This is a genomic window from Xanthomonas sp. NCPPB 2922, from assembly GCF_041520885.1.
Classification (GTDB): domain Bacteria; phylum Pseudomonadota; class Gammaproteobacteria; order Xanthomonadales; family Xanthomonadaceae; genus Xanthomonas; species Xanthomonas campestris.
On sequence record NZ_JBGOFY010000004.1, the window covers coordinates 152,235 to 176,403 of the forward strand.

Here is a 24,169-nt window from a genome sequence, read left to right on the forward strand (position 1 = left end):
CAGGCGATAATCCCCGGCTCCCACCAAAAACGATCCTCCGATGCTAGATCCGGCCCTGCTTCGCCAACATCCCGCCGACCTTGCCGAGCGCCTGCGCAGCACGCGCGGCTTCGACTTGAACACTGCGGAGCTGGAGTCGCTGGAGAGCGAGCGCAAGCGGATTCAGGTGCGCACGCAGGAGCTGCAGAGCCTGCGCAATTCCAAGTCGAAGGCGATCGGCCAGGCCAAGGCCAAGGGCGAAGACGTGACGGCGCTGATGGCCGAAGTGGCCGGCTTTGGCGATGAGCTCAAAGCATCCGAAGACGCCCTGGATGTCATCCGCGCGCAGCTGGAAGGCATTGCACTGGGCATTCCCAACTTGCCGGCCACCGATGTGCCGGCGGGCAAGGACGAGAGCGAGAACGTCGAGCAGGCGCGCTGGGGCACGCCGCGGCAGTTCGATTTTGCGGTCAAGGATCATGTCGAACTCGGCGCGCCGCACGGCTGGCTGGACGGCGAAACCGCGGCCAAGTTGTCCGGCGCGCGTTTCACGGTGCTGCGTGGCCCAATCGCTCGCCTGCACCGTGCGCTGGCGCAATTCATGCTCGACCTGCACGTGGGCGAGCATGGCTACGAAGAAACCAACGTGCCGCTACTGGTCAACGCCGATTCGATGCGCGGCACCGGCCAGTTGCCCAAGTTCGAAGACGATCTGTTCCAGACCGAAGTGGGCGATTCGAAGCGTTATCTGATTCCCACCTCCGAAGTGCCGCTGACCAATATCGTGCGCGATGCCATCGTCGACGCCGAGCGCCTGCCGCTGCGCATGACCGCCCATTCGATGTGCTTTCGCGCCGAAGCGGGCAGCGGTGGCCGCGACACCCGCGGCATGATCCGCCAGCACCAGTTCGAGAAAGTGGAACTGGTCACCGCGTGCAGCCCGGAAGACAGCGAGGCCGAACACCAGCGCATGACGCGCTGCGCCGAAGTGGTGCTGGAAAAACTGGGCCTGCCGTATCGCAAGGTGCTGCTGTGCACCGGCGACATGGGGTTTTCGGCGATCAAGACCTACGACCTGGAAGTGTGGCTGCCCTCGCAGGCGACTTATCGCGAGATTTCTTCGTGCTCCAACTGCGGTGATTTCCAGGCGCGGCGCATGCAGGCGCGTTGGCGCAATCCGGCCAGTGGCAAGCCGGAACTGCTGCATACGCTCAACGGCTCCGGCACCGCCGTGGGCCGCGCAATGATCGCGGTGATGGAGAACTACCAGAACGCCGATGGCTCGATCGATGTGCCGGACGCACTGCGCCCGTACATGGGCGGGCTGGAGCGGATTGGCTGAGCGTCATTGGACTGCTGCGCAGCCGTGTGGCTGCGGAGTCGTGAGGGCATTAGATAGCTGGTAGTCACGCGGCTGCCGCAGCGTTCGGCCGGCCCAAGCGAGCGCCAGCGTTGCATGGGCAACGACGTTCGACGCAGTGACCCAAAAGTGTTCGTAACCCAACGGGGCCGGTGACGGCCCCGTTGGCGTTTGAGGCAGGTGGCGCAAGGCGTGACGCCGGACACGTTCGTTGCTCGATTGGGATAAAGGTGGTTAAATGTCGCGCATCGTTCTATCCATGGATACCTGCGCCATGCACGACCTGAATGACCTGTACTACTTCGCGATGGTGGTGGACCACGGCGGCTTTGCGGCTGCCGAGCGCGCGCTGGGGATTCCCAAATCGCGTCTGAGCCGCCGCATCAGCCAACTCGAAACCGACCTGGGCGTGCGCCTGTTGCAGCGCTCCACGCGCCGTTTCGCGGTGACCGACGTCGGCACCAGCGTGCACCGGCATGCGCAAACCATGCTGGCCGAAGCGCAAGCCGCGCGCGAGGTAGTGGACCGCCTCAGCGCCGAGCCACGCGGCCTGGTGCGCGTGAGCGTGCCGGTGTCGCTGGCACAGATCCAGTTACCGAAACTGCTGCCGCAATTCCTCGGTAAATACCCGAAGGTGCGGCTGCAGCTCAACATCAGCAATCGCCGCGTCGATGTCATCAACGAGGGCTACGACGTCGCATTGCGCGTGCGTTCGCGTCTGGATGACGACGGCAGCCTGGTGATGCGCAGCTTTGGCCAGGTGCAGGAGTTGCTGGTTGCAAGCCCCAAGTACCTGGACCGCGCCGGACGTCCGAAGGACCCGGGCGAGCTGGCCAACCACACCACCATGAGCACCAGCGAGGACGAAGCGCATCAGCGCTGGGAACTGCACGGCCCCAACGGCGAGATGCGCCGCGTGGACCTGCAGCCGCGGCTGGCCGGCTTCGACTTCCCGTTGCTGCAATCGATGGCGCGCGACGGCTTCGGCATCACCATGCTGCCGGAGACGGTGTGCGCCGAAGCGGTGCGCAATGGCGAACTGGAAGTGGTGCTGCCGCATTGGTCGCTGCCGCAAGGCATCTGCCATGCCGTGTTCGCCTCGCGCCGCGGCCTGCTGCCAGCTGTGCGCGTGTTCATTGACTTCCTGGCCGAACACCTGCCGCAGGAAATCGAGCGCTCGCGCCTGGATTGCGGCGGCAACTGCGCCGAACTGGCGGAAAAGCTCAAGCGCGCCACCGCCGCAGCGGCCCCCCGCCTGGTGGTGGCCGAAGCCGGCTGAGTCAACGCCGACGCGTGGGCAAACCGGCCCGGGCATGCGAGAATGCGCGCCCGGGAGTGATCCCGGCGGTGGCAGCCCCAAGCAGTTTGGCGGTCACCACCTCAGCGCCACCTGCAGTGCATGGTGGCGCTCGTGCAAGCGACCAAGGCCATTGGCGCACGCACCAGCAGCATCGGAGAGATGGCCGAGCGGTTTAAGGCACCGGTCTTGAAAACCGGCGAAGGGTCAAACCTTCCGTGGGTTCGAATCCCACTCTCTCCGCCAGTCACGTCTAAGTTATTGATTTTAATCACTAATTTTTTAGGCGAATTGATTGGAGCCAGGAAGCATGCAGAGGAAAAACTCGCATGCGCATCCCTCATCATTTGAGCCGGTCGTCCACCGGCCGCTGGTCGTTCGTCCAGCGCGTCCCTGTTGCTCTTCAAGCCGTGCTCGATTGCCGGCTCATCAAGCGGACTCTCAAGACCAAAGACCTTGCTCAGGCACACGTGCGTGCAGTCGTGCTTGGGGCGGGCTATGCTCGGCTCTTCGCACAGTTGACGGATCAACGCGTGGACAAGCTGAGCAAGACGGACGCTGACCTCCTTATTGCGCGTCTGACGAGCGCAGAAAATCTTCAGGACCTGACGCTCAACCGCATCCGCCAGCCGGATGGGACGGTGACGGAGCAGTGGCAGATCGACAGCCCGAAGGACTTGAAGCTGTATCGGCAGCTGATGGAGCTGGAAGCGATGGCCGGCGCTGCCCTGCAAGCTCGGGCCCACCCGGTTGCCGTGCCAACCATGTTTGGCTCAACGCATGCTGGCCCAAGTAGGCAGTCATCTGCGCCGGCCATCGAAACGATGACGCTGGGCAAGGCACGTGACGCGTTCCTGGCGACCCTCAAGGGCTCGACGCTGCCTAAGACATTTACGATCAAGAAAACGGCCATCGAGGCGCTCGTGGCGTTTCTCGGGCCGACGATGAAAGTCCATGCAATCACGCGCTCGGACCTGGCTCGCTGGTATCAGGACATGCGCGAGAAGGGCGCTTCGACCCCGACCCTCACGAACAAGCAGAGCTACATCGGCGGCAAGGGCGGGTTCTTCGAATGGGCCATGGCGTCGGGCCATTACCCGAAAGGCGACAACCCTGCGTCCGGCCATGTGAGCTACTCCCAGCGCGAGAAGCGGGCTCGGAAGAAGCTGGGCTTTAAGGCGTATGACCGCGCCCAGATAAAGGCGCTGTTTGCACCTGATGCGCTGGCCAAGCTGTCAGAGTCGGCTCGCTGGGCATCGCTCCTTGGTCTTTACACTGGGGCGAGGGCGTCAGAGGTCGGCCAGTTGCTTATCAAGGACGTGTTTGAGGAGGACGGTATTCCGTGCCTCCGCATCTCAGACGAGGGCGAGCACCAAAAAGTCAAAACCGATGTCAGCCTTAGGACGGTGCCGCTCCATCCTGAGCTGCTCAATATCGGCTTCTTGGATTGGGTCGATGGCAAGCGCAGGGTCGGCGAAACGAGGCTGTTCCCGGCTGCCAAGGCTACAGCGGTCAATGGGCAAGGGAACTGGATCACCAAGGCTTTCAGTCGGCATCTGGCCGAGGTTGGGAGGGCCTGGGAGCCAGCAAAAAGAGGGTTCCACTCGCTCAGGAAGACCTTTATTCAGGAGTTGCAGGGGGCTGGGGTCGTGTCGGAGTTGCGCGCGCAGATCGTTGGCCATGAGCTCGATGACGAGCATCACTCAACCTATAGTCGAGAATTCAATGTTCGGGAAAAGCTCAGCGGCCTAGGAAAGCATTCGCCCGGACTAGCAAAGGTAAGCTTCGACAATCTCTAGCGTCTTCGGTCACCCCGACGGGACACACTTGACAGATGTATCAATAGGTATACAATGGCGACTGTGCTCAGAAGCAGGAAGCGTAAAAGCGCGAAAGACCTTAGCTGGATGGGCTCTTCAAGGGAAGACTTGATTCGTTTGTTCCCGGAAGAAATCCGAAAAGAAGCTGGTAAAGAGTTGCGGTCTGTACAGTTTGGTGAGGAACCTAAGGATGCCGATGGTCTCTCGAGCGCTGTCGGGCATGGCGCTTTCGAAATACGGTTCAGAGACAAGGATGGATGGTATCGAGTCATCTTGGTTACAAAGTTCGAGAAATCGATATATGTACTGCATGCTTTCAAGAAAAAAACGAATCAGACATCAGATAGTGATATCCAGATAGCCAAGTCCCGATACGCAGCAGCGAAGAAAGACGCAGGAGTTAAATAAGATGGCCAATAATGTTAATGATCATGGTGTCGCCCATGTAACGAAAGCTTCCGGCAATATCTTCACTGATTTGGGCTTCTCCGAGGCTAGTGCAACTGCCTTGCTAGCCGAGGCGGATGCCGAGATCGCTCAGCGTCAAGCTTTGCGAGAGACGCTAGCCGGTGCGTTGATATCTTGGATCGATGATGAGAAGTTGCGCCAGGAAGATGCTGCAGCTATTTTGAAGATATCCCGACCGAGGGTGTCTGACATCTATCGAAAGAAGGTCGAAAAATTCAGCGTTGACACCTTAATAGCACTCGCTGGTCGGGCGGGGATGAAGGTGCAGCTCAAAGTGGCTTAAGACTATTGGATTTTGCTGCGCGTTTTTTACGAAAAAGGGCTCCTTGTAAGGAGCCCTTTTGCTATTAAGATGTTGGGTGCCGTCGGGATCAGGAAGAAACCGGATAGCCAGCCAGCTTCGCATATACGACAAACAGGAACATCGGCAGCCCGCTCAGCAGGCCAAACACCCAGAAAGCGCCGATCAGGGTGAGGATTGTCATGGCCCACCACTGCCACCAAGCGAAACCGTTGTCCCGCGCCTGAGCCGCACGGGCCTCTGCCGGGTAGAGGCGAGCCGCCTTCCGGTTTCCGCGTTGGGCCATCACTGGCCCAACGAGAAATCCAAAAGGTCCCAGGAGAAGCAATGCTCCCGAATACCACCAAAAGAACCGGTCCCGTGGCGTCATGAGCTTGCGCCGGGCGGGCACCGGCTGGTCAAGTAGGGGAGGCGCGCTCATTTGGCGTAGGCCCTCCACGTGCCGTCCGCTTTGGCATAGCGCAAGTTCTTGTTGACGGGCACGGGGACCTGCCGACCTGCAATCTGCAGGAGCACCTGGCCGTGGGTATCGCACCTGTAGCCGTCGGCGCCTTCCGCTTCCACGCAGCCCGAAAGCTCGAAGTTTTGAATGTCCGTGACCTGGCCGGCGCCGCTCTGCTGGAGCAGGGTGACCAGCGCCTGCTTGGCGTTGTCGTTCGACGGCTTGCCGCTGCAGGAAGTCAGGCCCAAGGCCATGGTCAACGCGACCAGGCCAATCCATGCGTTTTTCATGTCGTTCCTTTTTTGAGGGATGGTGACGCGGAAGGCGGGCCAAGCCGGGACCTACTACTTGTCGCGGTTCCCGTCGGGCCTGAAGGCAGCAATCCAGAGCCTGGTGTCTTTGAAGGGCGTCAGCATCCCCGACGGTCCGGGATGCAGATCTGCGGTCTGGATGAATCCCGAGACCCACGCCACGCGCAGGGCGACATCGACGGCGCGGTCAGCCACGCCGGGCCGGCTCACGTTGACGACAAAGGGCTGGGCCGGAGGGTTGGGGCCCGTGGAGCGCTGGGCGCCCGTGTTGGGCTTGCTGGAAGGCACGCGGACACCGTTGAGGACATCCCGTCCTTTCCAGAGCGCAGAGGTATTGAGCTCGGCCGTCTCGCCCAGCTCGTCGGTCTCGGTCAGCGGAGCGTTGGCGCAGGCCTGGAAGGTCTCGACGCTCGGTGCGTTGGGGCCAGTCCAGATGCGGGCCTCCACCGTCCAGCATGGCAACGAGGCTCCCCATTCGTTGAACGTGAGCGCCACCCGGGGCCAGTCCAACTTCGCGAGCTGGGCCTGCTGGTGGTTGTCGCCCTTGAAGAGCCCGGGCAGCTTTCCGGCGCCGCTGATAGGCGTGTAGATCGAGCCAGTTCCCTGGCTGCCGGCTTTGCTGCCCGAGTTCGGCTTGATACCGACCATCTGCTTCCCCGAGTCGGCCAGGCTCTTTCCGAGCTGGCGGAAGAAGCCGGGCTTCTGGGGCTGGGCGTCCTGAGCTTGGGTGGTGAGCGGCGCGGCAAGCGCCAACGCCAAGAGCGCAGCGAACGCTCCTTGTCCTGTGTGATTCATCGCAAACCCCTGCAATAGCGCCCGTTTGGCGTATTTGCAAATATGGCAAATGCAGCGCAGGATTGGAAGCGGCAGACTTGGGGGTCAATTCATCTTTCGTTGGTCTTCATGCCTGCTCCGCTGCCTCCCGCATCTACCTTTGGCCGTCGCCTTCGAGAGGCCAGGCTTGCGAGAGGCATGAACCAAGCCGCCTTGGGGGCTGTTCTCGGGCTGGAGGAACAGAACTCGGCAGCTCCCAGGATTTCGCGCTACGAGCGAGGGGACCGCATGCCTGACAACGAAAGCATGGCAAAGCTGGCGGAGGCGCTGGGGCTCCCGGTGGCGTATTTCCATGCCGTCAGCGATCCAATGGCGGAGGCCATCTTGGTAATGTCGAAGCTGCCTGAAGCAGCGCAGGAGGAATTGGTGCGCCGGATGCGCGACTTTGCACGAGACAGCTTGCGAGAACATGGCGGGCGATAGCTAGGCTAAAGGCCTGTCCCCATAAAGATTCTCCTAAGCTCAACCGTGAGGGGGAGGTAACAAATTGATTAAAATTTGCTCTATTTTCTGAAAGCCAATTTCTTGCCTTCCGATTAGATAATCGAAAATTTCCTCCTGCGTAGCGATTCCCTTATCTATTAGATATCTTTCGAAGTCTCTGTCGCTGGTAAAGTTGTCGCGCGGAGTAGTAAATGGGAATTCGGGGTCTTCACTCCTGGCCGCCCAGAGCGCTTTTTCAACGCTTTTTAGAGGGATCGTGTGAATGCTCGCATGTTGGGCGTATCTCTCCTTGTATTGGTCGCCATCGAGGAACGCGACTACCTTTTCAGGAGTGGATAGGAATTTATCTAGCTCATTGCTTTCGATGAATGCTGCAACCTGAGACGCGCCTCCAATGTGAATAACTTTGTAATTTAGCAAAGTGCTTGGGCAGTATTTTTTAATCAAGTGGTGAACTAGGGCGGTGAGCTTTTTATCTTCCGTCGCGATATATCTATCATAACCGACGAATCCAAAAAGCATCAGCATTGCATGGCTGTAAGACGTGGGTTTGATTGAGACACTGTCAGACTCTGCCTCCATGTAGAAGAGTTCGTCAGCCTCTAGTTGGCGCATCAGCGCAAGAGAGTGAGTGGTGAAGAGGATCTTGCGGTCATATTCCGCGCAGAACTCGCGTAGCCAACTGGGCAGGTTTGCTTGCGCAGCTGCATCCAGGGACAAATCAATCTCGTCGATGACTAAGAGCTTTGAGGGTCCCTTGATGGTGCGAAAGAGATTGATAAGGAAGTGCTCCCCGGAGCTCAGATAATCTTCTCTGATGTATGTCCCGTCTTCCCTGACAAGCGCGTAGTAGCTCTTCCCCTTGAGCCGAACCTCGACCATTGCTGAGTAACGGTCAGTCTCATAAACCGCGTTCAAAAAGGAGATGAGTTCTTCTGGGCGATCATAGGTCCCAAAGGCAATGGCGGTCCGGATGTCCTGGTCTGCCTCGCTGGCGCTTCTGAAATAGTTGAACCGGGCCCCGTATGGCATCGGAAGTTCAGCATCGACAAGTTCGCGCATTTCTTTGGAGATTTTCTCGCGACAGTCGAGAGAGCGAACAGCGCTGTTGTAGGAGAACGTCACTTGTTCGCCGTCTAGGTCGTAGACGATCCTGCTTTCCTCTGAGAACGCGTAAGGTGTTGCTGTTCGCACAAACGTATCTGAGTTGGAAAGGTTTCGGAGCGCCCTAATCAAGGTCGTCTTTCCTGCTCCGTTTCGGCCGACCAGGCACATCAGTCCACTCTTGGAAAGATCGACGTCAAGCTGGAGGTGAGCGACGTGTTGGATAGCGTCCAGCGTCACTTGAAGGCGGCTCATTTGGCAGACCTGTGCAGGAGGCTGTCAATGACGGTGGTGCCGAACTTGCTTCTAAGCTTGTCAAGATAGGTCGGGTCTGCAGTATGAGCATAGCTAACGAGGCCACTAAGACGTTCTAAGCCCTCTTCCATCCCTTGATTCGGAGTCTCCTCAAATATCTTCAGTAATTTCGCCCGATCTCGCAGGTAGAAGTGAATCCAGGACTCAATCCTGTTCCTAACATCGCGATCGATAGCAACATCGCCACTGGGGAGGATGACCAGCCCCAAATGCTTGACCTTACGCCCGATAGTGGTCAGTTTGCTCTTTGCAGGGTTGAGCTTAAATTCGTCGCCGATCTCAGCGGAAAGGCATTCTTCGATGACGGTGCCTGCATCCGAAAGTTTGGATCGGTCCAGTGTAGACAGCATGATGTCATCGGCATAGCGCGTATAGATCCATCCCCTGTCATGACTAATCCGTGCCAATCGCTGATCGAAGGAGAGGAGACAGGCGTTGCTCAAAATAGGTGAGGTGGAGAAGCCGATAGGCAACTTGCCTTCGACCGTTAGGAGCTTGAGGATGTGCTCTAGGTGATCCTGCAGGTCGGTAACTGGCGTCTGGCTTTCCACCAAGACTTTGCGAATCAGCGGTGTCGTGATGCTGTCGAAAAACCGTTCCAGATCTGCTTGGAAGAATGCCCGGCTCTTTGCGTGGGGTTCGACCGCCTGTATGAGGGATGCGCCTCTGCGGTAGGCAAAGGAGACCGAAGCGTCGACAGGTAGATGATCTAGAACAACCCGACTCAGGAAGACGTGGAAGTCCTTCAGGGTGCTGGACGGCTTGTAGATGGTGCGGCTCTTCCAGCGGACAAGGCTGTGGTTCTCTTCAGCAGAGATCGCCAAAAAATCTTCGAAACGGTATTTGCCGTGAAACATGGCATCGAACAGCTTGTGCAGCGGCTGTGGGGTCACGGATCGCGGCCTGACGTTTGAATTGGACAAATGAAAGCGTATCCGATTACCTGCCAGGACTGCACAAACGAAATGCCCGGTCGGGCGTTAGCCTGCGACCGGGCATGCGTAAATAAATGAAACGCCCTAGGGACCAGACATTAGACCGGAGCTACTCCTAGTCGCTGGTATGAAAAAACTCTAGCATAGTCTCCGCGGCGTATGCAAGTCTGCCTCAGGGGTGGAACTTGCTCGGATCAGCCAAGCACTGAGCGAACTGCCCCCGCTGGTAGCGCGGCAGCTCCACGTTGGGTTGATACAGCTCTAACGCGCTGATTTGCTTGCTTCGCGTCACCTGCGGTTTCTTGTGCAGGTAGTGCTGGCGCAAGACCTGGACCCGGTCGCGGGGATCGGTGCTGTGGCCGGTGACCAGGGCAATCTCCTTCTCTGGAACATCGTTGACATCAAGCTCGGTGGCAAGGGTATGGCGGAAGGCGTGGAATCCGACGCCCTTGGGGAAGCCGAGGCTCTTCAGGTAGCGCCCGAAGTCCACGACGAACTGCTGGCTGTAACGCGCATTCGTTTCCCCTGTCGTGCGATTCACGCCCGCGGAGAGCAGCGGGAACAGGCGAGGGTGGCCGATCGCTTTCATGTCTTCGACAAACTCCAAGAATCCTGCCTCCAAGAGCGGCTTGGCGATAGGGATGATGCGCATGCACCCCGTGCCTTTCATGCTTTGCCGGCTGCGCCGCCGTCGCCTTGGGTCTGCGGCCAGGTCTTGGTCCAACGTCTTTTGGAAAGCGATGCACCACACCCCGCGTTCCTCGATGATGTCGGTCAACTTCAGCTGGCAGACTTCGTTGACCCTGGCTCCGGTATATAGGCCGATCATCGGTGCCCACCAATACTGCGGTTTCTTGGCCCAAGGAATGAATGTCGCGGGGTCAAAAATGGCTTGCAGGTCTGCGTCCTCGAACAGGCGGATCGCCTTGTCGGGATCGATGGTGTCGTCCTTCTTGGGCTTTCGGAATGCCTTCATCGGTGACAAGTCGATGGCTTGTCCGTTGACCAAGTGGTTGAAGAAGGCGACCAAAAACCGGCGGTGTCGCTCCTCGGTGGCAGGCGCCAGCGGCGGCACGTCTTGCTCTTTCCCCAGCGCGATCGCTTCATCAAAGGAGAGGTCCTTCAGTAGCGGATCCGACACGAGGTTCCTTGGGGCCCAGCGCAGCAGCGTCCAGAGCGCTTGGATGTGATAGTAGTCGACTCGAGCCGCAGAGATGTTGCCGCAAGTAAGAAGCAGCAGCTTCAACGTGCGCTCGGTGGACTGCACAGTCTTCGGGTCGAGCTGCCGGCGGCGCATGTCTTCGAGGTGGTCCTCGATTTCCTTGGCCAGTGGGCGTGACGGTGTGCCCATGGGTAACTGCGCAGGGTAGCGCGTGCTGTTCTTCAGGCCGCTCTTCCGTCCGGTTTCGTCGAGTGCGGCGAGGATGCATTCTTGAAGGTTGATAGCCGCTTCTCGGCCTCGGATGATGGCGCGGTCAATGCGGAACCGGCCGATGTGGATGCCTTCCAGATGCAAGAGCCCGAAGGGCGAGGCGATGTAATCGTTGAGTGCTACGGAGGGTAGAGCGGTCATGGGTCACTTCCATCTAGAGATGGAAGTAGGGATATGACAGGACGAAAATTCGTCAACGGGGGCGATACAAAAATCTGCGTTGCCAGCGCAGTCCTAAGGTGTTGGGGTGTCCCCTCTGGGGTGCTTCCCTGATTCGCCAATTCGTTACCTGGCAGAAATCCTTATATGCCAAGGCCTGCGAGGAAATTTGGGTCGATTTATCGCAGTCATTTGTGTACTGTTTGCAGTAAATAAGCTAACTAAATGAGCTTGTCGCTCGATTTTTTAAATGAATTTAAGTTAAATGTTAGCCTATTATTGTTAGTCAGAATTTATATTCAAAACAGCGATATGCCTGGATCGGAACTTTCTGACATCCGATAGGGCGCGACACCGATGGTGCGACGAATGCCAGGAGTGCAGTCTGACCTTGCCGGACGTGGGACCCGATGGTCGCTCACCCTGCGGACGCTTGAGCAGCGTCGTGCCGGCACCCGAAACTGATTCCGCGCTGCCTTGGTGGATGCGTCTCAAGCAGTGCGACAAGGCTGCTGATACTCAAGCCCATGGACAGAGCCGAGCTTCGCCGTCACCTTGAGCGTTTGGATGCCGCGGTGCCCGCCCTGCGGGCTTCCAGTCCTGATCGCCGCCACTTCTGGCAAGCCTTTGCCAACATGGCTGCTGCTATCGAGCAAGAGGCTACGACTGGTGAGGACGTGCAGTTCGTCGGCCGTCGAGCTGACGAAATCTTGTCCTGGCACGGGCTCGAGAGCACAGACCAAAACGTCTGAGTCCATCGGTGCTGCCTTGGTCCATCCTTTTGGATAGCAGTGCACTTGTCGTGCGCAGGCATGCAGGCCTCACGCAAGCAAGCAAAGCTCCGCAGTGGCCTCATCACTGGCTGCCAAGCCCAGCCATCGCCTGCTGACAACATCAGTCGCCCCCCTCAATCCGCACGCCGTTTGGCCCGTAAGCCTCGTTGGCATGCATGGTGTTTTCTTCACCAGCGCTGGGCCTCTTGAAGGGAATCTTGGCTTCGCTGTTCCGACCGCAAGGACAGGCCTCCTTCTCGGCGCTTGCGCTTTGTTGCGGCCCTTCGCTGTGCGCCGCTTGCGCGGTGCTCGCTCTCGGGTGCGGTAGGGCCGGACGCTTCGCCTGCCGGTTCCCACGAGGCGCACAACGCGCTGGTGGAGACAAACCGATGAAGCGCACCCAAGACCTGAAGGCTCAATACCAACTCCAGATGGACGAGGAGGGGATTCTCCTCGCGGCAGCGAATATCCTGGAGCAGCGCCTTCAACGCCAAGGCCGCATCCACAGCCCGGAGCAAGCCGGCAGCTACCTGGTCGCCCGCTGCGCCCACCTGCCGCGTGAGATCTTCGGATGCATCTTCCTCGACACCAAGCACCACATCTTGGCCACCGAGCACCTCTTCAGCGGCACCATCGACGGGTGCGATGTCCACCCGCGAGTCGTAGCAAAGCGTGCCCTGGACCTCAACGCCGTCGCCGTCATCCTCTTCCACAACCACCCGAGCGGGAATCCGGAGCCCAGCGAAGCCGACCTCAAAGTTACGAAGCGCCTGGAGCAGGCCTTGGGTCTGCTGGACATCCGAGTCCTCGACCACCTGGTTATCGGCGGCCAGCAGCACACCAGCTTGGCGGCAAGGGGGTGGGCATAGCCCCCTCACTGATGAAATCTGCTGAGGCTGGCTGCCAAGGCAGATGCATTTCCGAGGAGCGTGAAATGAAGGTGTTCCACGTGCGAGGTATTGTTTGGGAGGCAGAAGCCAGGCGCCCTGTGTTGCCGGGTGGAGCAACTGTCGAATGCGATAGCGAACAGGGTATCGTCGATGTCTTGAGCGATGCATACGGCTGGTTAGTGAGGGACTTCGTTGTCGTAGAGGGCACCGCCGGCGGCCATATCAGGAACGCAAGTCGGGGTTGACGGATATACGATTTGGTCGGCGTCCCTTTCCCTTTTCCCGCTAAGTGTGTGCCATGTCTGAACCGGCACTCACCCACCGACGTGTGCTTAGGGGACCTCTGGCGCCCAGAGCCCAATAGCAACCAAAGCCCGATATCTGTAGCAAAACCGCACAAGATCGTGAAAGTTGATTTCTTGTGAAGTTGTCAATAAGTTAAGGGCATGAGTGCAGGGATAGAACATGGAAGAGGTCGAAGGTCAAACGGGAACACACGCAGCTGAAGCATCCGCGCTTGGGTTTTACTACCAGTCCCTGTTCGCCTTAAAAACGCTCATAGAGCTGGATTCGGACAATGCCGCTGTCGCGGTAGAACGCCTGGACGACGTAGAAATTGTTGCCGATCAGCAAACTCTGCTTCTTCAGCTGAAGCACTCGTTGAGCGCCACACCTCCCTCGGTGACCCTGGCATCACGGGCGCTTTGGAAGACGCTCAAAGTTTGGATCGATACGTTGCCGCAACTATCTATGGCGGAAACAACTCTGCATCTGGTCGCCGTTGGACAAGTTCCCGCAGCGAGTCCTCTCCAAGCGCTTTTACAAGATGGCTCTGATCGAAAAGTGCTGATCGAAGCGCTGGTCACAGAGGCCAATCGCATCTCGGATAGACGTGCCGAAGCCAAGGCTGCCAAGAAGGATCTACCTTATGGCGATCGCGCGGACGGGTGTGAGGCATTCTTGGCTCTTTCCGCGCCGAGCCGTGAAACGCTAGTGCGCCGGATCAAAGTTCACCCCAACTCGCCCAACATTGCAGCTGTTGAGGAAGATATCGCTAAGAACCTTAAGTTACTGCCATCCGAGCAGCGTGCATTTGTGGCGTCGAGGCTGGTGGCATGGTGGGACAGAGAGGTCGTTTATTCCTTGTGCGGTAAGCGCGACAGGGCGATTGCCAAGCTGGAAGTCCAGACCCAGATTTCGTCGATAGTGGGAGAGATTGAGTCCGGACTTCTCCATGCCGACTTTTCAGGAGCTAAGCCCCCGTCTTCGCACGAGCCCGATTCCATACTTGTTCGGCAGATCCGGCTAGTTGGTGGTAGCAAAATCGATGAGGGTAAGGCAACCGTGGAAGAATGGCGCGCTCGATCTCAGCGTTCCAAGTGGATTGAGGACAACCCTGCCATGGCGACCACAATCAATCGGCATGATGATCACCTCCACGAGGAATGGTCGAATCGACATAGACAAATGATTGAGAATTGTCAATCCTCGGACGAGTCCGAGAAGTGCAAAAAAGGGCTGGCGTTGCTCCATTGGACGCATGACGATGCGCCGAGATCCGTAGAATCAATCGCAGCCAACTGGAGTGCAGTCTTCTACGTGCGTGGGAGCTACCAAGTGCTAGCGGTGGATAGGAAAGTTGGCTGGCATCCGGACTATCTCAAACGTCTGGAGGAGGACGCGTGAGAAGCACTTACGACGTATTCGCTGAAACCAATCCCGCGTTTTGCGCCTACGCCCTGACACGCTTCACTGAGGCTTTTGAGAAGGTCAATGCCAATGGGCCAGAACTGCCGCTCATTTACATCGCACTTCCCATCGCACTCTCAGGCGACTTGGCGCGAACGTTTGAGGGAACAAACAAGAACACAGGGCTGCTGGAGTGGTTGATGAGGTGCCCTGAAGTACAGATTGAGCTGGTTGATCGCGTAAATGGCTCCATGAGCATCGTTACGGAGGCAGTCCGCTTCACTTGCTTCATGAAGGCACTTAATTTAGACGAAGAGGGGCGGCTAAAGTCGGGACCGGAAAAGCTAAAGAAAGCCGCAGTTAACGGCCTCAGCGAACGGCCGGTTGCGGTGATCAAGAATTCAGAACGGCTTGGCTATTGGTTCGGCATGGCAGGATCAGCACGAACGTCATTTGACATGATGGGGCTTACCGTATGAAGCGCTGGAACATTCTCGATATCTTCTTCCTTGGTGTCGACGGTCAGCGCCGCATAGTCAGCCTAGTGCCGGACCAAGTGAACATCATCACTGGAGCCTCAGGCACCGGAAAATCCGCTCTTATCAAGGCCATTGACTACTGTTTGGGTTCCAGCAAATGCGAGCTGCCCGCGCATGTGCGCCGAAGGACCCTCGCAGTGGGCGTGCGTTGGACCCACGGCGATGATCAAATGATTGTCGGACGCATCGTTCCACCCGTTGGGCAACAGACAAGTGGAAAAATGTTTGTCTCCAAGGGCCAAGACTTACGAATTCCTGTGGGAATAGATCGCTTTGAGGGGGGCACCACTGTATCTGCCGCAAAGGCCTTCTTGGAACGGGCATTTGGCATCGGCGACACGGAGGGCGCAGCTATTGATCCCGCTCAGAAGGGGCGCGCAAGCGTCCGCCAAGTGACCCCCTATCTTTTCTTGACCAAAGAAGTCATTGACAGTGAAACCGTTCTTCTCCATGGTCTCGAGAAGGTGGAAAAGGCCAAGGACATCATTGCAACGCTGCCATACTTTCTTCGCGCAACCGATGAAGAGAGCATTCTCGCGGAGCGGCGTCTGCGTCAGTTGCAACGCGGGCTGGAAATAGCTGAAGCAAAGGCGCAAGCAAAATTTTCATCCGAAAGTCTGACAATGAACCGTGCGCTCGGTCTTCTAACGGAGGCCAGGCAAGTCGGACTTTCGCGTGCCACAGCGACACTGTCTGAAGAGTTCGAGGTGCTAGGTGCACTACGCGCTGTTCTGGATGGGCGGATGGTGGAGGGGGAGGAGCCCTCCGGCGATGAGCTTTCTGATCTGCATGCATCCCGCCGCCAAGTTCTCGCCCAGCTCGAAGTTGTCAAAAAGAAGTCGAGAGCGACAAAGTCTGCCATTAGAGAATCATCCGGCTATCAAGGTGCGGTGAAGCAGCAGCATGAGAAGCTCATGCTTGTTGATCACTTAAAGCTTGGCGATGTGTCTCATACCTGCCCGGTGTGTGAAAGCCCGTCCGATCGCGGTCGAGAAGTCGCTGCTGCACTGCGAGCCGCTTTGTCCAAGGTGCGGACAGAAAGCATGGTCGTTGAGCGGGTCAGACCCCAGTTGCTCGAGGTCGATAGCGAGCTAGAGAGGGACGCACAGCGCTTGAACGTTGAGCTCAGGCGTATAGACAGTCGTATCGAAGGTTGGCTCAGCCAGAGTGAAAGAGCGCGGCAACTCAGCAGCTTTGCACAAGTGCAAAGCCACCTGAAAGGTCGTATCTCTTACTTTATCGAGAACATTGTCGATGAATCCCCAAAGGTGGGGGTGGACTTGGAAGGGATCCGCGCAGAGATCGAAGAGCTAGAGGCTCGCGTAAATAGAGAGGCCAAGAATATCCGACTGCAGCGGGCCGAGCGCAAGGTATCGGAATTTGCATCAGTGGCCTTTCAACAACTTCCCACGGTTGCTCCTTGTGTTGGGGCTGAACTGGAGTTCTTGTCGCGAGGTCCTGATGTAGTGATGGTAGAGGAGGAGAGCAACGCTGTCCTTCGCATGCCTGATCTGGGGTCTGATCAGAACTACTTGGCTATCCACATCGCGTTGTGCTTCGCCCTTCACCGCTACTTTGAATTGGTAAATTCGCCTGTGCCAGGGTTGTTGGTCTTGGACCAAGTCAGTCGTCCCTATTTCCCTGCGAAGGGAGATGACTACGACGTCAGTGAGATGGGGGGCGGAGCGGAAGATGAGGATACTCAAGCGATGAGGCAGCACATCGACTTCCTCTTTCGAGAGACGCAGAGACGCAGCGGCCTCCAAGTCCTCTTGATCGAGCACGCCTACTTCGCTGATGACGTGAGATATAGAGAGGCAACGCGTGAGCGATGGACAAGGCAGTCTGGGGAGGCGTTGATACCCCTCGATTGGCCGGTGCGGGAAGATACCTAATTATCCGCAATCGGCCATCTGGGCGATCACCTTACGAAGCGGCTCCTGGAGGCTAAGAATCGCTTCCTGGTCATCGAGGAGCTCTTAACCGGCAGCCTAGACATTTATCAGCGAGTGGCCACCAAGCGCTCCCCGGCGCTCAACGCTGTCGCCGTCATCCTTTTCCGCAACCATCCTTCGGGCAATCCGGAGCCGAGCGAAGCAGACCGTCAGGTCACCGAGTGCCTACAGCAGGCCTTGGGCCTTCTGGACATTGAAGTAATGGGCCACTTGGTTAGGGGTGGCCGGCAGCATACGAGCCTGGCGGCCAGGTGGTGGGCATAGCCCCCTTCCTTTACCGGTTGACGCCGGTTCCATTGTGCTCCGTAGAACGGGAGCCACTGCTTACCGCATAGCAAGCCACAGCAATAGCAAGAATATGCATGCGCCCGCGACGGTAGCGAACATCTTCCACTGTCGGAGTTCGGCTTTTAGGCCCTGACTATCCAGCTTGCTCTGCTGCAATAGCTCTCCCAGGTGGCGGCGAGTTTCGTCAAGCTCGGACTCCCTCCGATCCAGTCTTGTCGAGAGTTGAATCAACTTGTCTTCGGCATCGCTTGCTTCGGTTCGTGCGTCTTCTGCCTCTTGAGCTGCATCCAGGCAATCTCGCAGTCGGTGGCCGAAATCGCTGGGCGTGAGGAAAACATCGTCGGCGTGCTTGTCCAGCAACAGCACGTCGTTGGCATGGCCCAGCGCGACATAGAAGGGCAGGCCTGTTTCGATCAGGGCACGGGTAACGTTGCGTGAGTCACCAATGGTCTCTAATCGCTCGCCACCACCTCGCGCGATGACCAGTCCTTTCACGCCGGTCCCAGTGAGCTGCTTCAATGCTTCAAGGAACTTGGTTTCATCCCCGAAGTGGGCCGTCACTTGCGAGTTGTTGCGCAGTTCTGGCAATCGCGCTGCTGAGCAGATGTCGTCCCAGCCCGTCTTGCTCGCGAGAAATCCGAGCCCAGAAAGGCCGTTTTTCCCGAGGAACTCCCCAATCGCCACTGGATTGCGTCCTCGATCCGGGATGGGCACCACTGGCGCGCGCGTGACCGTGAGCCAGGGGCCCTCCACACGCCCCTGGAGCTCTACGGACATTTTTCTGTTCACCGTCAACACGCCTGCAATGATGATCGGGGCGTCGTCTTGAGGTTGCTCATCCACGGGAATCCTGAAGCTCAGCTCGGTGCCGGGATAAGGCTCAAAAACCCCATAGCAGAAATGTTTCCAGGGCGAGAGTTTCTTCGCTCTTCCAGCCACGCGAATTGGCGTCTTCCCCCCTTCTAGCCGTGCAAGGGGCCCAACTTGGTCAGCGGTGATCCAAGGCGTGTTGGCGTCGGTGGCTGCTGAGTCGAGATTGCTGCTTGCTTGGGACATGAGCGCATCAATGGAAGCATTTCACTCAATGTAGCCCAGCGATCGAAACATGGCCCACGAGCGACTCGCTATACCGAGAGATATGTCACACAACCATGGGGTGCGTCCGGTAATTCTCACGTTTGACTTGCTGGGCTACTGTGCGGATAGACTGAGCCTCCCAACTCTTCATATGAGCTGGCTTATGGACTTCAGTCGCAATGGACGCCCCCTCTCCTGTGCCTTGGCCATGACATTGGCCGCAGGGGTTTTGACTTCGGGACTGGTGGCGTGCGCTCAACCTTCGGCTTCGCCTCAGGAGACCACTGTGCCATCCCCCCCAAGCCAGGCCTCAATCGAGGCCGAACAGAACAAAGCTGCTGCGGCATCTGATATCGCGGCTGACGCGGCGGCAAAGGCCACGCCTCGGCTTGTCGAAGTGGACGAATACCCCGAGTTGCTGCCGGGGCCCGCGTTGACCGCGCCCGCACTGACCAGTGCCATCGTTCAATTAGCGCAGGCTCTTCGCTCCCAAGCCGACACGGATCCGGGAGCTGTTGAGCGGGCCATGGGGTTGAAGTTGCCTCCCGATGCCAAGGGGCGCCGCTATGGGGCTAGAGGCGCTTTGGAGAAAGCGGGCTATGCGGTGGCGGTCTGGAAGCCTTACGCCAAACACCCTGGCCACTTGATAGAAGTGTCGGTCAGCCCGCCTAGTTCATGCGAACTCACCATGGACGCGGTGCAAGCCCAGTTGGTGTCGGCGGGCTTCCGGATGACCAAGCCGGGTTTTGGTGATGACCATCGGATCATGTTCGATAAGCAGGCCGGTCAAAACCTTGGTGTCTACATCGCCGTCCAGACAGACAACCGCAACGATCCGCACTGTGTTTCGAGAGTGACCTTCGAGTTGGAGCCAATCGATGGTTGACCCACGTGTCGAGCAGCTCCTCAGCGAGGTAGAGAAGCAATCCGGGTTGCCGCCTTCGGCTGCTCGGGACTTTCGCGAGGCCGTCGAAACCTCTCCCTATCTAGCGTCCGCGATGGCCCAGGCCATCGAGAGCGGCAGTTTGCGTCACCTGTCGGTGTCAAACCGGCCGAACGAGGGCGGGCACTACGACGCGAGCACGGGCACGGTCAACGTCAGTGCGGATGTATTCCAGAGGACCAAGCAATCGGATCGCGTGGATTTGCTGACTGGTGTGTTGGGGCATGAGACCGGGCACGCATTGATGGCCAAGTCGGCTGAGCAGTCGCGATACAAGCTTGCCTACGGCATCGATCAAGCCCTCAAGGAGGGAGCCCAATACGGTGAGCCGGTGGTGGATGTCACTCCTATAGCCAAGGAATATCTTGCCTCGGCTCGCCGGGACGAGGGCCTTGCAGAGTTGATGAGCATGAACTCTGTGGCGAGCCGGGTAGCCACGACCACCGGCGAAGTCAACCAAAAAGACCTGCTTCGTCGGCTAGACCCCACGACCGCCTGCGTTACCAACGAGCAGTTGGAGCCCGGCGTCCGGCTGGATGCGCATGGGTTGCAGCTCACGCAGGGCCGTATTGCGAGTCCTGCCGTGGAGGCGGTGGCCGAGTGCCATTTTGACAAGGGCGGCAGCACCTTGGGGCACAAGGGCACCTCGGCCTATCAGGCCTACTACACGGCTTACGCCATCGGTGCTGGCGCCGAAATCTGGAAAGATCGTGCGAATGTCACGGCGCAGCCGATGCCTAAGTTGGGCTACAACCTGCAGGAGCTGGGGGTAAGTGCCCAGCAAGCCGAAGACGCTGGCATTGACCTGGGTGGGGTGGGCAAGACGTTCGGGTTTGCGGATACCTCCCAGGGACAAGTGCGTCAAGTGGAGGTGCGTCAGCTAGGCGCAGGCAACAGCAATCGCCCTGAGTTGATGTCGGGCAACGATGTCCAGCCGCAACGGATGCTGGCCGACAACCCCGCGCACCCGGACCACGCCACCTACCAGCAGATCCATTCTTGGGTGCGGGGCACGGGCAACTGGAGCGAGGAAGAGAGCCGGAACGTGTCGGCGTCGCTCTACAAGCAGCAAGCCGAAGACTCGCTGTTGCAACGGGTGGACCGGGTGACGGGAGGCTTGGGGGACAATGGCGCTCAAAACGTCTTCGCGGTCTATGCGCCCTTCGGGGACAAAGGACCGTTCTTCCATGCCCACGTGGATGGGCGCGAGGCCTCCCAGCAACCGGCCCAGCAGAACCTGCAGCAGGCGGAGGTCATTAAGCAGGACCAGACGCGACAGCAGCAGATGGAGCAGACCCAGCAACAAACAGCTCAGCAGGAGCAAGGACCGCGCATGACCATTTAGCGGGAAAGCTGGATGGAACGATGAGCAAGAATTTCGATTGAATTTGTCGGTGGACGAAGACTCAACGAACAGGGGGCGGCATGAGCATAGTTGCGTATCGCGGCGGGAAGCAGATCACTGACGAGATAGAGCTTCAGGCTTATCTCGCCTCTTTGTTGAGGCTAGAAAACGTCGGTTTGCTGCTTGGGGCCGGAGCATCCTGCTCTGCTGGTGGGCAGACGATGAGGACTCTATGGAGCAGCTTCTTGGCAGGGAACCCAGTCAAGGCAGATTGGCTTCTGGCGCAAAAGTTCATCACGGAGAACGAGAAAAGATTGCCACTGCCTACGGCTCCCCGGCCTCCTCCTGGAGTTGTGCCGTCCGCGCCGAACCCCTTCATCCAGGTCTCGGTCCCTGTCGCAGTCTTACCAAACTTCGAAGTCCTTCTGGACAAGCTTGAAATCGCAATCCTTGAATGGGAGCGTCAAGGTAGTCCTCAACTTACCGAAGCCCAGGGTGTCAGAACGGCCCTCTTCAGATCCGTCGTGAATGCTGCGAAGCTCAAGGAGGATTGGTGGAAGTCTCCCTTAGGTGCTGACTTGGCCGACGAACTGGGAGCCCATCGCTCGATTCTTCAGAAGCTCACCGCTGCACGCCAGCCTGGCCAGCCGGCCCCATGGGTCTTCACGACCAACTATGACTTGGCCATCGAGTGGGCGGCGGAGTCGGTAGACCTTCAGGTCATCAACGGCTTCCTTGGCGTGCATAGCCGCCGGTTTTCACCTCAAAGCTTTGATCTCGGATTCCGCAATGCCCAAGCCAAGGGAGAGGCTCGTTTCGGCGTTTACAACATCTACTTGGCCAAGCTCCATGGGTCATTAACCTGGAAGGAAGTTGACCACAGTTTGTATGAGGTATCGGCCTCTGAAGCATGGCGAGATATAGACGAGTTTCTTACTGGCTTCCAAGAAACGTTGAGCTATTTGGTCCTGCCGCGTGCCGCGAAATACCTCCAGACCGTGGGTTATGTCATGGGCGAGCTGCTCCGCCGGTTCGCGGAGTTCATGGCCCGACCGCAAACGGCGCTCATCATAAGTGGCTATGGTTTTGGCGATGAACACATCAACCGACTCATACGCTCCGCCTTGCTCAATCCGACGCTTCAGGTGGTCGTGTATCTCCCTGAGTTCAAGGGCGATCCCACAGCGGGTGATCTCCCGCAAACCGTGCGCCGATTGCTTGCGCTTCAAACGCCACGTTTGACCATCGTTGGTGGTGGTGAAAGAGCCTACACCAGCGCTTTGGCAGCCGATCTGCCTGACCCCACGATCTACGATCAGGAGCTGGCGGACTTGCGCAGGCGTTTGATGCCCGAGAAGCCCGACGTAGAGGAGGACGACGAGCTATGAGGAGCCGGCAGGCCATCGGCTACGTTGTCCAAATCGACGGCGTGGATATCACGCTGAACCTCATGGATGTCCACCGCGGCCAACTGGCCGCTCACGCGCATGGAGTCTCGGTTGTCACTGAAGTGGGAAGTCTTCTCGGAATTGAATCCGGTGGCCGGCTATTGGTGATGAAAGTTCAGTCCTTGTCCTTTGCTGAGCCCAAAGAGGTTCACCGGTTTGGGCTCTCGGGAACATCGGTTGCTTCCGAGCCATTGCGTCATCTCACCGGTTTGGTGGTGGGTCGGCTGCGGCGTGACACGGGAAAGCTGGCTTTCGTGTCTGACTCGCTTTCCTCGCCTGCGCTAGGCGCTGAGGCCTATCCGCTCACTGACGAAGAGCTGTCTTCGATCCTGCGTAGCTCTGTAGCCTCACCGGCAGACATTCACCTTGGGGATGACCTCCGGGGTGGTGGCCGTCTGATGGTGGACCTGGAGAGTTTGGTTTCCAGGCATGTCGCGGTGCTTGGCAGTTCAGGGCAAGGCAAGAGCTGCTTTACGGCTGCGGTGCTCCAGCAGGTCGCCGAGATGCCCAAGGCGCGGGTGGTCATCTTCGATATCAATGGCGAATACGAAGACGCTTTCCCTGCTGCCAACTATCCTGCGGGAGCCATCAAAGTCACCCGCATCGGCGGGTCAGATCCGAATAGCTACCGCATCCCTTATTACGCGTTAGGTCGCTTGGGCCTGCAACGCCTGCTGTTGCCCAGCGACAAGACCCAGCGGCCCGCACTAACTTTTGCCTTGGATCATTTGAACAAGGTCAGGTGGTTTCCTACTGGGGGTGCGGGTCTGGCGGCCGATATACAAGCATCGCTTTTCGATGACTGTCGGAGTGACCGCGTAGTCCAGGCGCAGGCGATCATCGGTGACCTGCGTGCCGGAACGCCGCCCTTAGCTGCCTCATGGCCTCCCATGCAAGCGCTCAGCCCCCTGATTGCTGACAGCCACGCCATTGCTCCGGCGCGGAACGGCGGCTTCGAACGCAGTGCTTGGAACTACGGAAACATTTCCCCTCTGATCACTCGTATCGCCAGATTCGTGGATGACGAGATGTTCAAGGACGTGGTGAGTGTGGCCGGCGGGGTGGGCTGCGGAGGCCCACTCAGCTGGCGCAACGAATCAAAAGCGGTCGTGGAACGGCTGTTTGGCGGAGATGAGGTCAACTGGCGGGTGCATATTGTTGACCTCCGGCGCGTATCGCACGACCTGACTCCATTTGTCCTAGGAGCCGTCTTGGAGCTCTACGCGTTTGAGCTCTTCAGGCGCGGACAGGAGAACAAGCGGGAAACGCTGTTGGTATTGGAGGAGGCGCACCACTATCTGCGGCAGATGGGGACAGGCGATGAGGCCGTAAACAATGCCCTGGCCTATGAGCGTCTTGCCAAGGAAGGGCGGAAGTTCGGACTGGCGCTCTGGCTTAGCACCCAACGACCGTCGGAAATATCTCCGACCGTTCTTTCCCAGTGCAATACGTGGGTGTCTTTCCGGCTGTCTTCGGAGAAGGACCTTTCAGCCATCCAGTCTGCGAGTGAATGGGCGGACAAGCGGGAAGTTCGACGAATTGCTGGTCTTGCCCGACAAAATGCCTTGGCCTTCGGTGGCAGCTTGCAGATGGCGACCCTGATTAAGGCTCCAACGGCGAATCCTCTACCGCGCTCAGAAGACGGTCGCTTCAATCAATGGGTTAGTGATGATGAAGATATAGACGATGACGATATCCTTTAGATGTGCGGGTTTATGGGGTGATCAGCATTTCCCGTCGTGGTTTTAGATGTCATCGCACGCCTGCTCATGTGGCTGCGTAGAGCGGCTGTTATTTCGGAGTCATCCAGCGATTCAGCCCCTACAAGGAACACGAGCTCTGCGATCCGAACGCGTCGCTTGGCTTGTTCGCGCATTTCAGCTTCCTTCTTCTTCGATTCTTGCCTTTGGTTAACTAAAAGCCGCTTCGCTTGAAGATGGGCCAGACGTTCCGTCGCGCGTTGAATTTGATCGTGATAGTGATTTGTGGTGGCCATGGGTTTCTCCTACGTTGTAGAAATG

General features: G+C 58.2%; 23 protein-coding genes, 1 tRNA gene and 2 pseudogenes. 18 read left to right on the forward strand and 8 right to left on the reverse strand.

Annotation, left to right across the window (positions count from 1 at the left end):
* Window positions 1-40 precede the first annotated feature (40 nt).
* The 6 genes from serS (at window position 41) to ACD584_RS07365 (ending at window position 5,207) form a co-directional block, all read left to right on the forward strand.
* Window positions 41-1,321: a serine--tRNA ligase gene (serS, locus tag ACD584_RS07340; RefSeq protein WP_076035964.1), complete on the forward strand. Its 1,281-nt coding sequence runs from the start codon at window positions 41-43 to the stop codon at window positions 1,319-1,321.
* A 277-nt stretch (window positions 1,322-1,598) separates the two neighbouring features.
* Window positions 1,599-2,618, forward strand: coding sequence for a LysR family transcriptional regulator (locus ACD584_RS07345; RefSeq protein ID WP_011036777.1), 1,020 nt, complete (start codon window positions 1,599-1,601; stop codon window positions 2,616-2,618).
* Between the two features lie 174 nt (window positions 2,619-2,792).
* Window positions 2,793-2,882: transfer RNA gene (locus ACD584_RS07350), tRNA-Ser, on the forward strand.
* 83 nt (window positions 2,883-2,965) lie between these two features.
* Window positions 2,966-4,435: a site-specific integrase gene (locus ACD584_RS07355; protein WP_175611505.1), complete on the forward strand. Its 1,470-nt coding sequence runs from the start codon at window positions 2,966-2,968 to the stop codon at window positions 4,433-4,435.
* A gap of 54 nt (window positions 4,436-4,489) precedes the next feature.
* A complete protein-coding gene (locus ACD584_RS07360; RefSeq protein WP_076035963.1) occupies window positions 4,490-4,864 on the forward strand; it encodes a type II toxin-antitoxin system RelE/ParE family toxin in 375 nt (124 codons plus the stop codon).
* A gap of 1 nt (window position 4,865) precedes the next feature.
* On the forward strand, window positions 4,866-5,207 hold the full coding sequence (locus ACD584_RS07365; RefSeq protein WP_076035962.1) for a helix-turn-helix domain-containing protein: 342 nt from the start codon (window positions 4,866-4,868) through the stop codon (window positions 5,205-5,207).
* An 88-nt stretch (window positions 5,208-5,295) separates the two neighbouring features.
* Here the strand turns inward: ACD584_RS07365 and ACD584_RS07370 are convergent, their stop codons facing one another.
* Genes ACD584_RS07370 through ACD584_RS07380 form a run of 3 tightly spaced genes read right to left on the reverse strand, consistent with a single transcriptional unit; the run spans window position 5,296 to window position 6,773 of the window.
* The gene (locus ACD584_RS07370) at window positions 5,296-5,646 is read right to left on the reverse strand and encodes a hypothetical protein (RefSeq protein ID WP_076035961.1); all 351 of its coding nucleotides are present in this window, start codon (window positions 5,644-5,646) and stop codon (window positions 5,296-5,298) included.
* Complete coding sequence (locus ACD584_RS07375; RefSeq protein WP_076035960.1) at window positions 5,643-5,957, reverse strand: hypothetical protein; 315 nt, start codon at window positions 5,955-5,957, stop codon at window positions 5,643-5,645. Before ACD584_RS07375 ends, ACD584_RS07370 begins: the two co-directional genes overlap by 4 nt.
* Window positions 5,958-6,011: 54 nt before the next feature.
* A complete protein-coding gene (locus tag ACD584_RS07380; protein ID WP_076035959.1) occupies window positions 6,012-6,773 on the reverse strand; it encodes a hypothetical protein in 762 nt (253 codons plus the stop codon).
* Window positions 6,774-6,881: 108 nt separating this feature from the next.
* Here ACD584_RS07380 and ACD584_RS07385 point away from each other — a divergent pair, with 108 nt between their 5' ends.
* Window positions 6,882-7,235, forward strand: a complete 354-nt coding sequence (locus ACD584_RS07385; RefSeq protein WP_076037723.1) for a helix-turn-helix transcriptional regulator — start codon at window positions 6,882-6,884, stop codon at window positions 7,233-7,235.
* Between the two features lie 39 nt (window positions 7,236-7,274).
* On the opposite strand, the gene ACD584_RS07390 is transcribed toward ACD584_RS07385, so the two are convergent.
* The 3 genes from ACD584_RS07390 to ACD584_RS07400 all read right to left on the reverse strand — a co-directional run bounded on the left by ACD584_RS07390 (window position 7,275) and on the right by ACD584_RS07400 (window position 11,183).
* Window positions 7,275-8,615 carry an ATP-dependent endonuclease gene (locus ACD584_RS07390; RefSeq protein WP_076035958.1) on the reverse strand — a complete coding sequence of 447 codons (1,341 nt, stop codon included), beginning with the start codon at window positions 8,613-8,615 and terminating at the stop codon, window positions 7,275-7,277.
* Window positions 8,612-9,568, reverse strand: a complete 957-nt coding sequence (locus ACD584_RS07395) for a reverse transcriptase domain-containing protein (protein WP_076035957.1) — start codon at window positions 9,566-9,568, stop codon at window positions 8,612-8,614. The genes ACD584_RS07390 and ACD584_RS07395 overlap by 4 nt, the downstream gene beginning before the upstream one ends.
* 214 nt (window positions 9,569-9,782) lie before the next feature.
* On the reverse strand, window positions 9,783-11,183 hold the full coding sequence (locus ACD584_RS07400) for a site-specific integrase (RefSeq protein WP_076035956.1): 1,401 nt from the start codon (window positions 11,181-11,183) through the stop codon (window positions 9,783-9,785).
* A gap of 545 nt (window positions 11,184-11,728) precedes the next feature.
* Between ACD584_RS07400 and ACD584_RS07405 the strand changes: the two genes are divergently transcribed.
* The 7 genes and pseudogenes from ACD584_RS07405 to ACD584_RS07435 form a co-directional block, all read left to right on the forward strand.
* The gene (locus tag ACD584_RS07405) at window positions 11,729-11,953 is read left to right on the forward strand and encodes a hypothetical protein (RefSeq protein ID WP_039512364.1); all 225 of its coding nucleotides are present in this window, start codon (window positions 11,729-11,731) and stop codon (window positions 11,951-11,953) included.
* Window positions 11,954-12,363: 410 nt separating this feature from the next.
* Window positions 12,364-12,843 carry a RadC family protein gene (locus ACD584_RS07410; RefSeq protein WP_076035955.1) on the forward strand — a complete coding sequence of 160 codons (480 nt, stop codon included), beginning with the start codon at window positions 12,364-12,366 and terminating at the stop codon, window positions 12,841-12,843.
* 65 nt (window positions 12,844-12,908) lie between these two features.
* Window positions 12,909-13,109: a hypothetical protein gene (locus ACD584_RS07415; RefSeq protein WP_076035954.1), complete on the forward strand. Its 201-nt coding sequence runs from the start codon at window positions 12,909-12,911 to the stop codon at window positions 13,107-13,109.
* A 220-nt stretch (window positions 13,110-13,329) separates the two neighbouring features.
* Window positions 13,330-14,550 carry an ABC-three component system protein gene (locus ACD584_RS07420; protein ID WP_076035953.1) on the forward strand — a complete coding sequence of 407 codons (1,221 nt, stop codon included), beginning with the start codon at window positions 13,330-13,332 and terminating at the stop codon, window positions 14,548-14,550.
* Window positions 14,547-15,032: a three component ABC system middle component gene (locus ACD584_RS07425; RefSeq protein WP_076035952.1), complete on the forward strand. Its 486-nt coding sequence runs from the start codon at window positions 14,547-14,549 to the stop codon at window positions 15,030-15,032. Before ACD584_RS07420 ends, ACD584_RS07425 begins: the two co-directional genes overlap by 4 nt.
* Window positions 15,029-16,987 carry a DUF3732 domain-containing protein gene (locus ACD584_RS07430; protein ID WP_076035951.1) on the forward strand — a complete coding sequence of 653 codons (1,959 nt, stop codon included), beginning with the start codon at window positions 15,029-15,031 and terminating at the stop codon, window positions 16,985-16,987. The genes ACD584_RS07425 and ACD584_RS07430 overlap by 4 nt, the downstream gene beginning before the upstream one ends.
* A 45-nt stretch (window positions 16,988-17,032) precedes the next feature.
* Window positions 17,033-17,311, forward strand: a pseudogene (locus tag ACD584_RS07435) (JAB domain-containing protein); the annotation flags it as partial.
* 60 nt (window positions 17,312-17,371) lie between these two features.
* On the opposite strand, the gene ACD584_RS07440 reads toward ACD584_RS07435, so the two are convergent.
* Window positions 17,372-18,391, reverse strand: coding sequence for an exodeoxyribonuclease VII large subunit (locus ACD584_RS07440; RefSeq protein WP_076035949.1), 1,020 nt, complete (start codon window positions 18,389-18,391; stop codon window positions 17,372-17,374).
* A 307-nt stretch (window positions 18,392-18,698) separates the two neighbouring features.
* Between ACD584_RS07440 and ACD584_RS07445 the strand changes: the two genes are divergently transcribed.
* The 4 genes and pseudogenes from ACD584_RS07445 to herA all read left to right on the forward strand — a co-directional run bounded on the left by ACD584_RS07445 (window position 18,699) and on the right by herA (window position 23,851).
* Window positions 18,699-19,298 (forward strand): hypothetical protein, encoded by a 600-nt coding sequence (locus tag ACD584_RS07445; RefSeq protein ID WP_228437994.1) that lies wholly within the window; start codon window positions 18,699-18,701, stop codon window positions 19,296-19,298.
* Window positions 19,299-20,298: 1,000 nt separating this feature from the next.
* A pseudogene (locus tag ACD584_RS07450) lies at window positions 20,299-20,700 on the forward strand (XVIPCD domain-containing protein); the annotation flags it as partial.
* An 80-nt stretch (window positions 20,701-20,780) separates the two neighbouring features.
* Entirely contained in the window at window positions 20,781-22,088 is a 1,308-nt protein-coding gene (locus ACD584_RS07455; protein WP_076035947.1) for an SIR2 family anti-phage-associated protein, read from the forward strand.
* Window positions 22,085-23,851, forward strand: a complete 1,767-nt coding sequence (herA, locus tag ACD584_RS07460; protein ID WP_076035946.1) for an anti-phage-associated helicase HerA — start codon at window positions 22,085-22,087, stop codon at window positions 23,849-23,851. Before ACD584_RS07455 ends, herA begins: the two co-directional genes overlap by 4 nt.
* Here the strand turns inward: herA and ACD584_RS07465 are convergent.
* Window positions 23,848-24,144, reverse strand: a complete 297-nt coding sequence (locus ACD584_RS07465) for a hypothetical protein (protein WP_076035945.1) — start codon at window positions 24,142-24,144, stop codon at window positions 23,848-23,850. The two genes, herA and ACD584_RS07465, sit on opposite strands and share 4 nt — an antisense overlap.
* Window positions 24,145-24,169: the final 25 nt, after the last annotated feature.

Bases quoted from the DNA above. Each gene is read 5' to 3' on its own strand.
- ACD584_RS07375 (WP_076035960.1), bottom strand. From the start codon at position 5,957: ATGAAAAACGCATGGATTGGCCTGGTCGCGTTGACCATGGCCTTGGGC.
- ACD584_RS07465 (WP_076035945.1), bottom strand. From the start codon at position 24,144: ATGGCCACCACAAATCACTATCACGATCAAATTCAACGCGCGACGGAA.
- serS (WP_076035964.1), top strand. From the start codon at position 41: ATGCTAGATCCGGCCCTGCTTCGCCAACATCCCGCCGACCTTGCCGAG.
- ACD584_RS07430 (WP_076035951.1), top strand. From the start codon at position 15,029: ATGAAGCGCTGGAACATTCTCGATATCTTCTTCCTTGGTGTCGACGGT.
- ACD584_RS07400 (WP_076035956.1), bottom strand. From the start codon at position 11,183: ATGACCGCTCTACCCTCCGTAGCACTCAACGATTACATCGCCTCGCCC.
- ACD584_RS07415 (WP_076035954.1), top strand. From the start codon at position 12,909: ATGAAGGTGTTCCACGTGCGAGGTATTGTTTGGGAGGCAGAAGCCAGG.
- ACD584_RS07365 (WP_076035962.1), top strand. From the start codon at position 4,866: ATGGCCAATAATGTTAATGATCATGGTGTCGCCCATGTAACGAAAGCT.
- ACD584_RS07345 (WP_011036777.1), top strand. From the start codon at position 1,599: ATGGATACCTGCGCCATGCACGACCTGAATGACCTGTACTACTTCGCG.
- ACD584_RS07405 (WP_039512364.1), top strand. From the start codon at position 11,729: ATGGACAGAGCCGAGCTTCGCCGTCACCTTGAGCGTTTGGATGCCGCG.
- ACD584_RS07420 (WP_076035953.1), top strand. From the start codon at position 13,330: ATGGAAGAGGTCGAAGGTCAAACGGGAACACACGCAGCTGAAGCATCC.
- ACD584_RS07390 (WP_076035958.1), bottom strand. From the start codon at position 8,615: ATGAGCCGCCTTCAAGTGACGCTGGACGCTATCCAACACGTCGCTCAC.
- ACD584_RS07410 (WP_076035955.1), top strand. From the start codon at position 12,364: ATGAAGCGCACCCAAGACCTGAAGGCTCAATACCAACTCCAGATGGAC.
- herA (WP_076035946.1), top strand. From the start codon at position 22,085: ATGAGGAGCCGGCAGGCCATCGGCTACGTTGTCCAAATCGACGGCGTG.
- ACD584_RS07380 (WP_076035959.1), bottom strand. From the start codon at position 6,773: ATGAATCACACAGGACAAGGAGCGTTCGCTGCGCTCTTGGCGTTGGCG.
- ACD584_RS07455 (WP_076035947.1), top strand. From the start codon at position 20,781: ATGAGCATAGTTGCGTATCGCGGCGGGAAGCAGATCACTGACGAGATA.
- ACD584_RS07355 (WP_175611505.1), top strand. From the start codon at position 2,966: ATGCGCATCCCTCATCATTTGAGCCGGTCGTCCACCGGCCGCTGGTCG.
- ACD584_RS07370 (WP_076035961.1), bottom strand. From the start codon at position 5,646: ATGAGCGCGCCTCCCCTACTTGACCAGCCGGTGCCCGCCCGGCGCAAG.
- ACD584_RS07360 (WP_076035963.1), top strand. From the start codon at position 4,490: ATGGCGACTGTGCTCAGAAGCAGGAAGCGTAAAAGCGCGAAAGACCTT.
- ACD584_RS07440 (WP_076035949.1), bottom strand. From the start codon at position 18,391: ATGTCCCAAGCAAGCAGCAATCTCGACTCAGCAGCCACCGACGCCAAC.
- ACD584_RS07385 (WP_076037723.1), top strand. From the start codon at position 6,882: ATGCCTGCTCCGCTGCCTCCCGCATCTACCTTTGGCCGTCGCCTTCGA.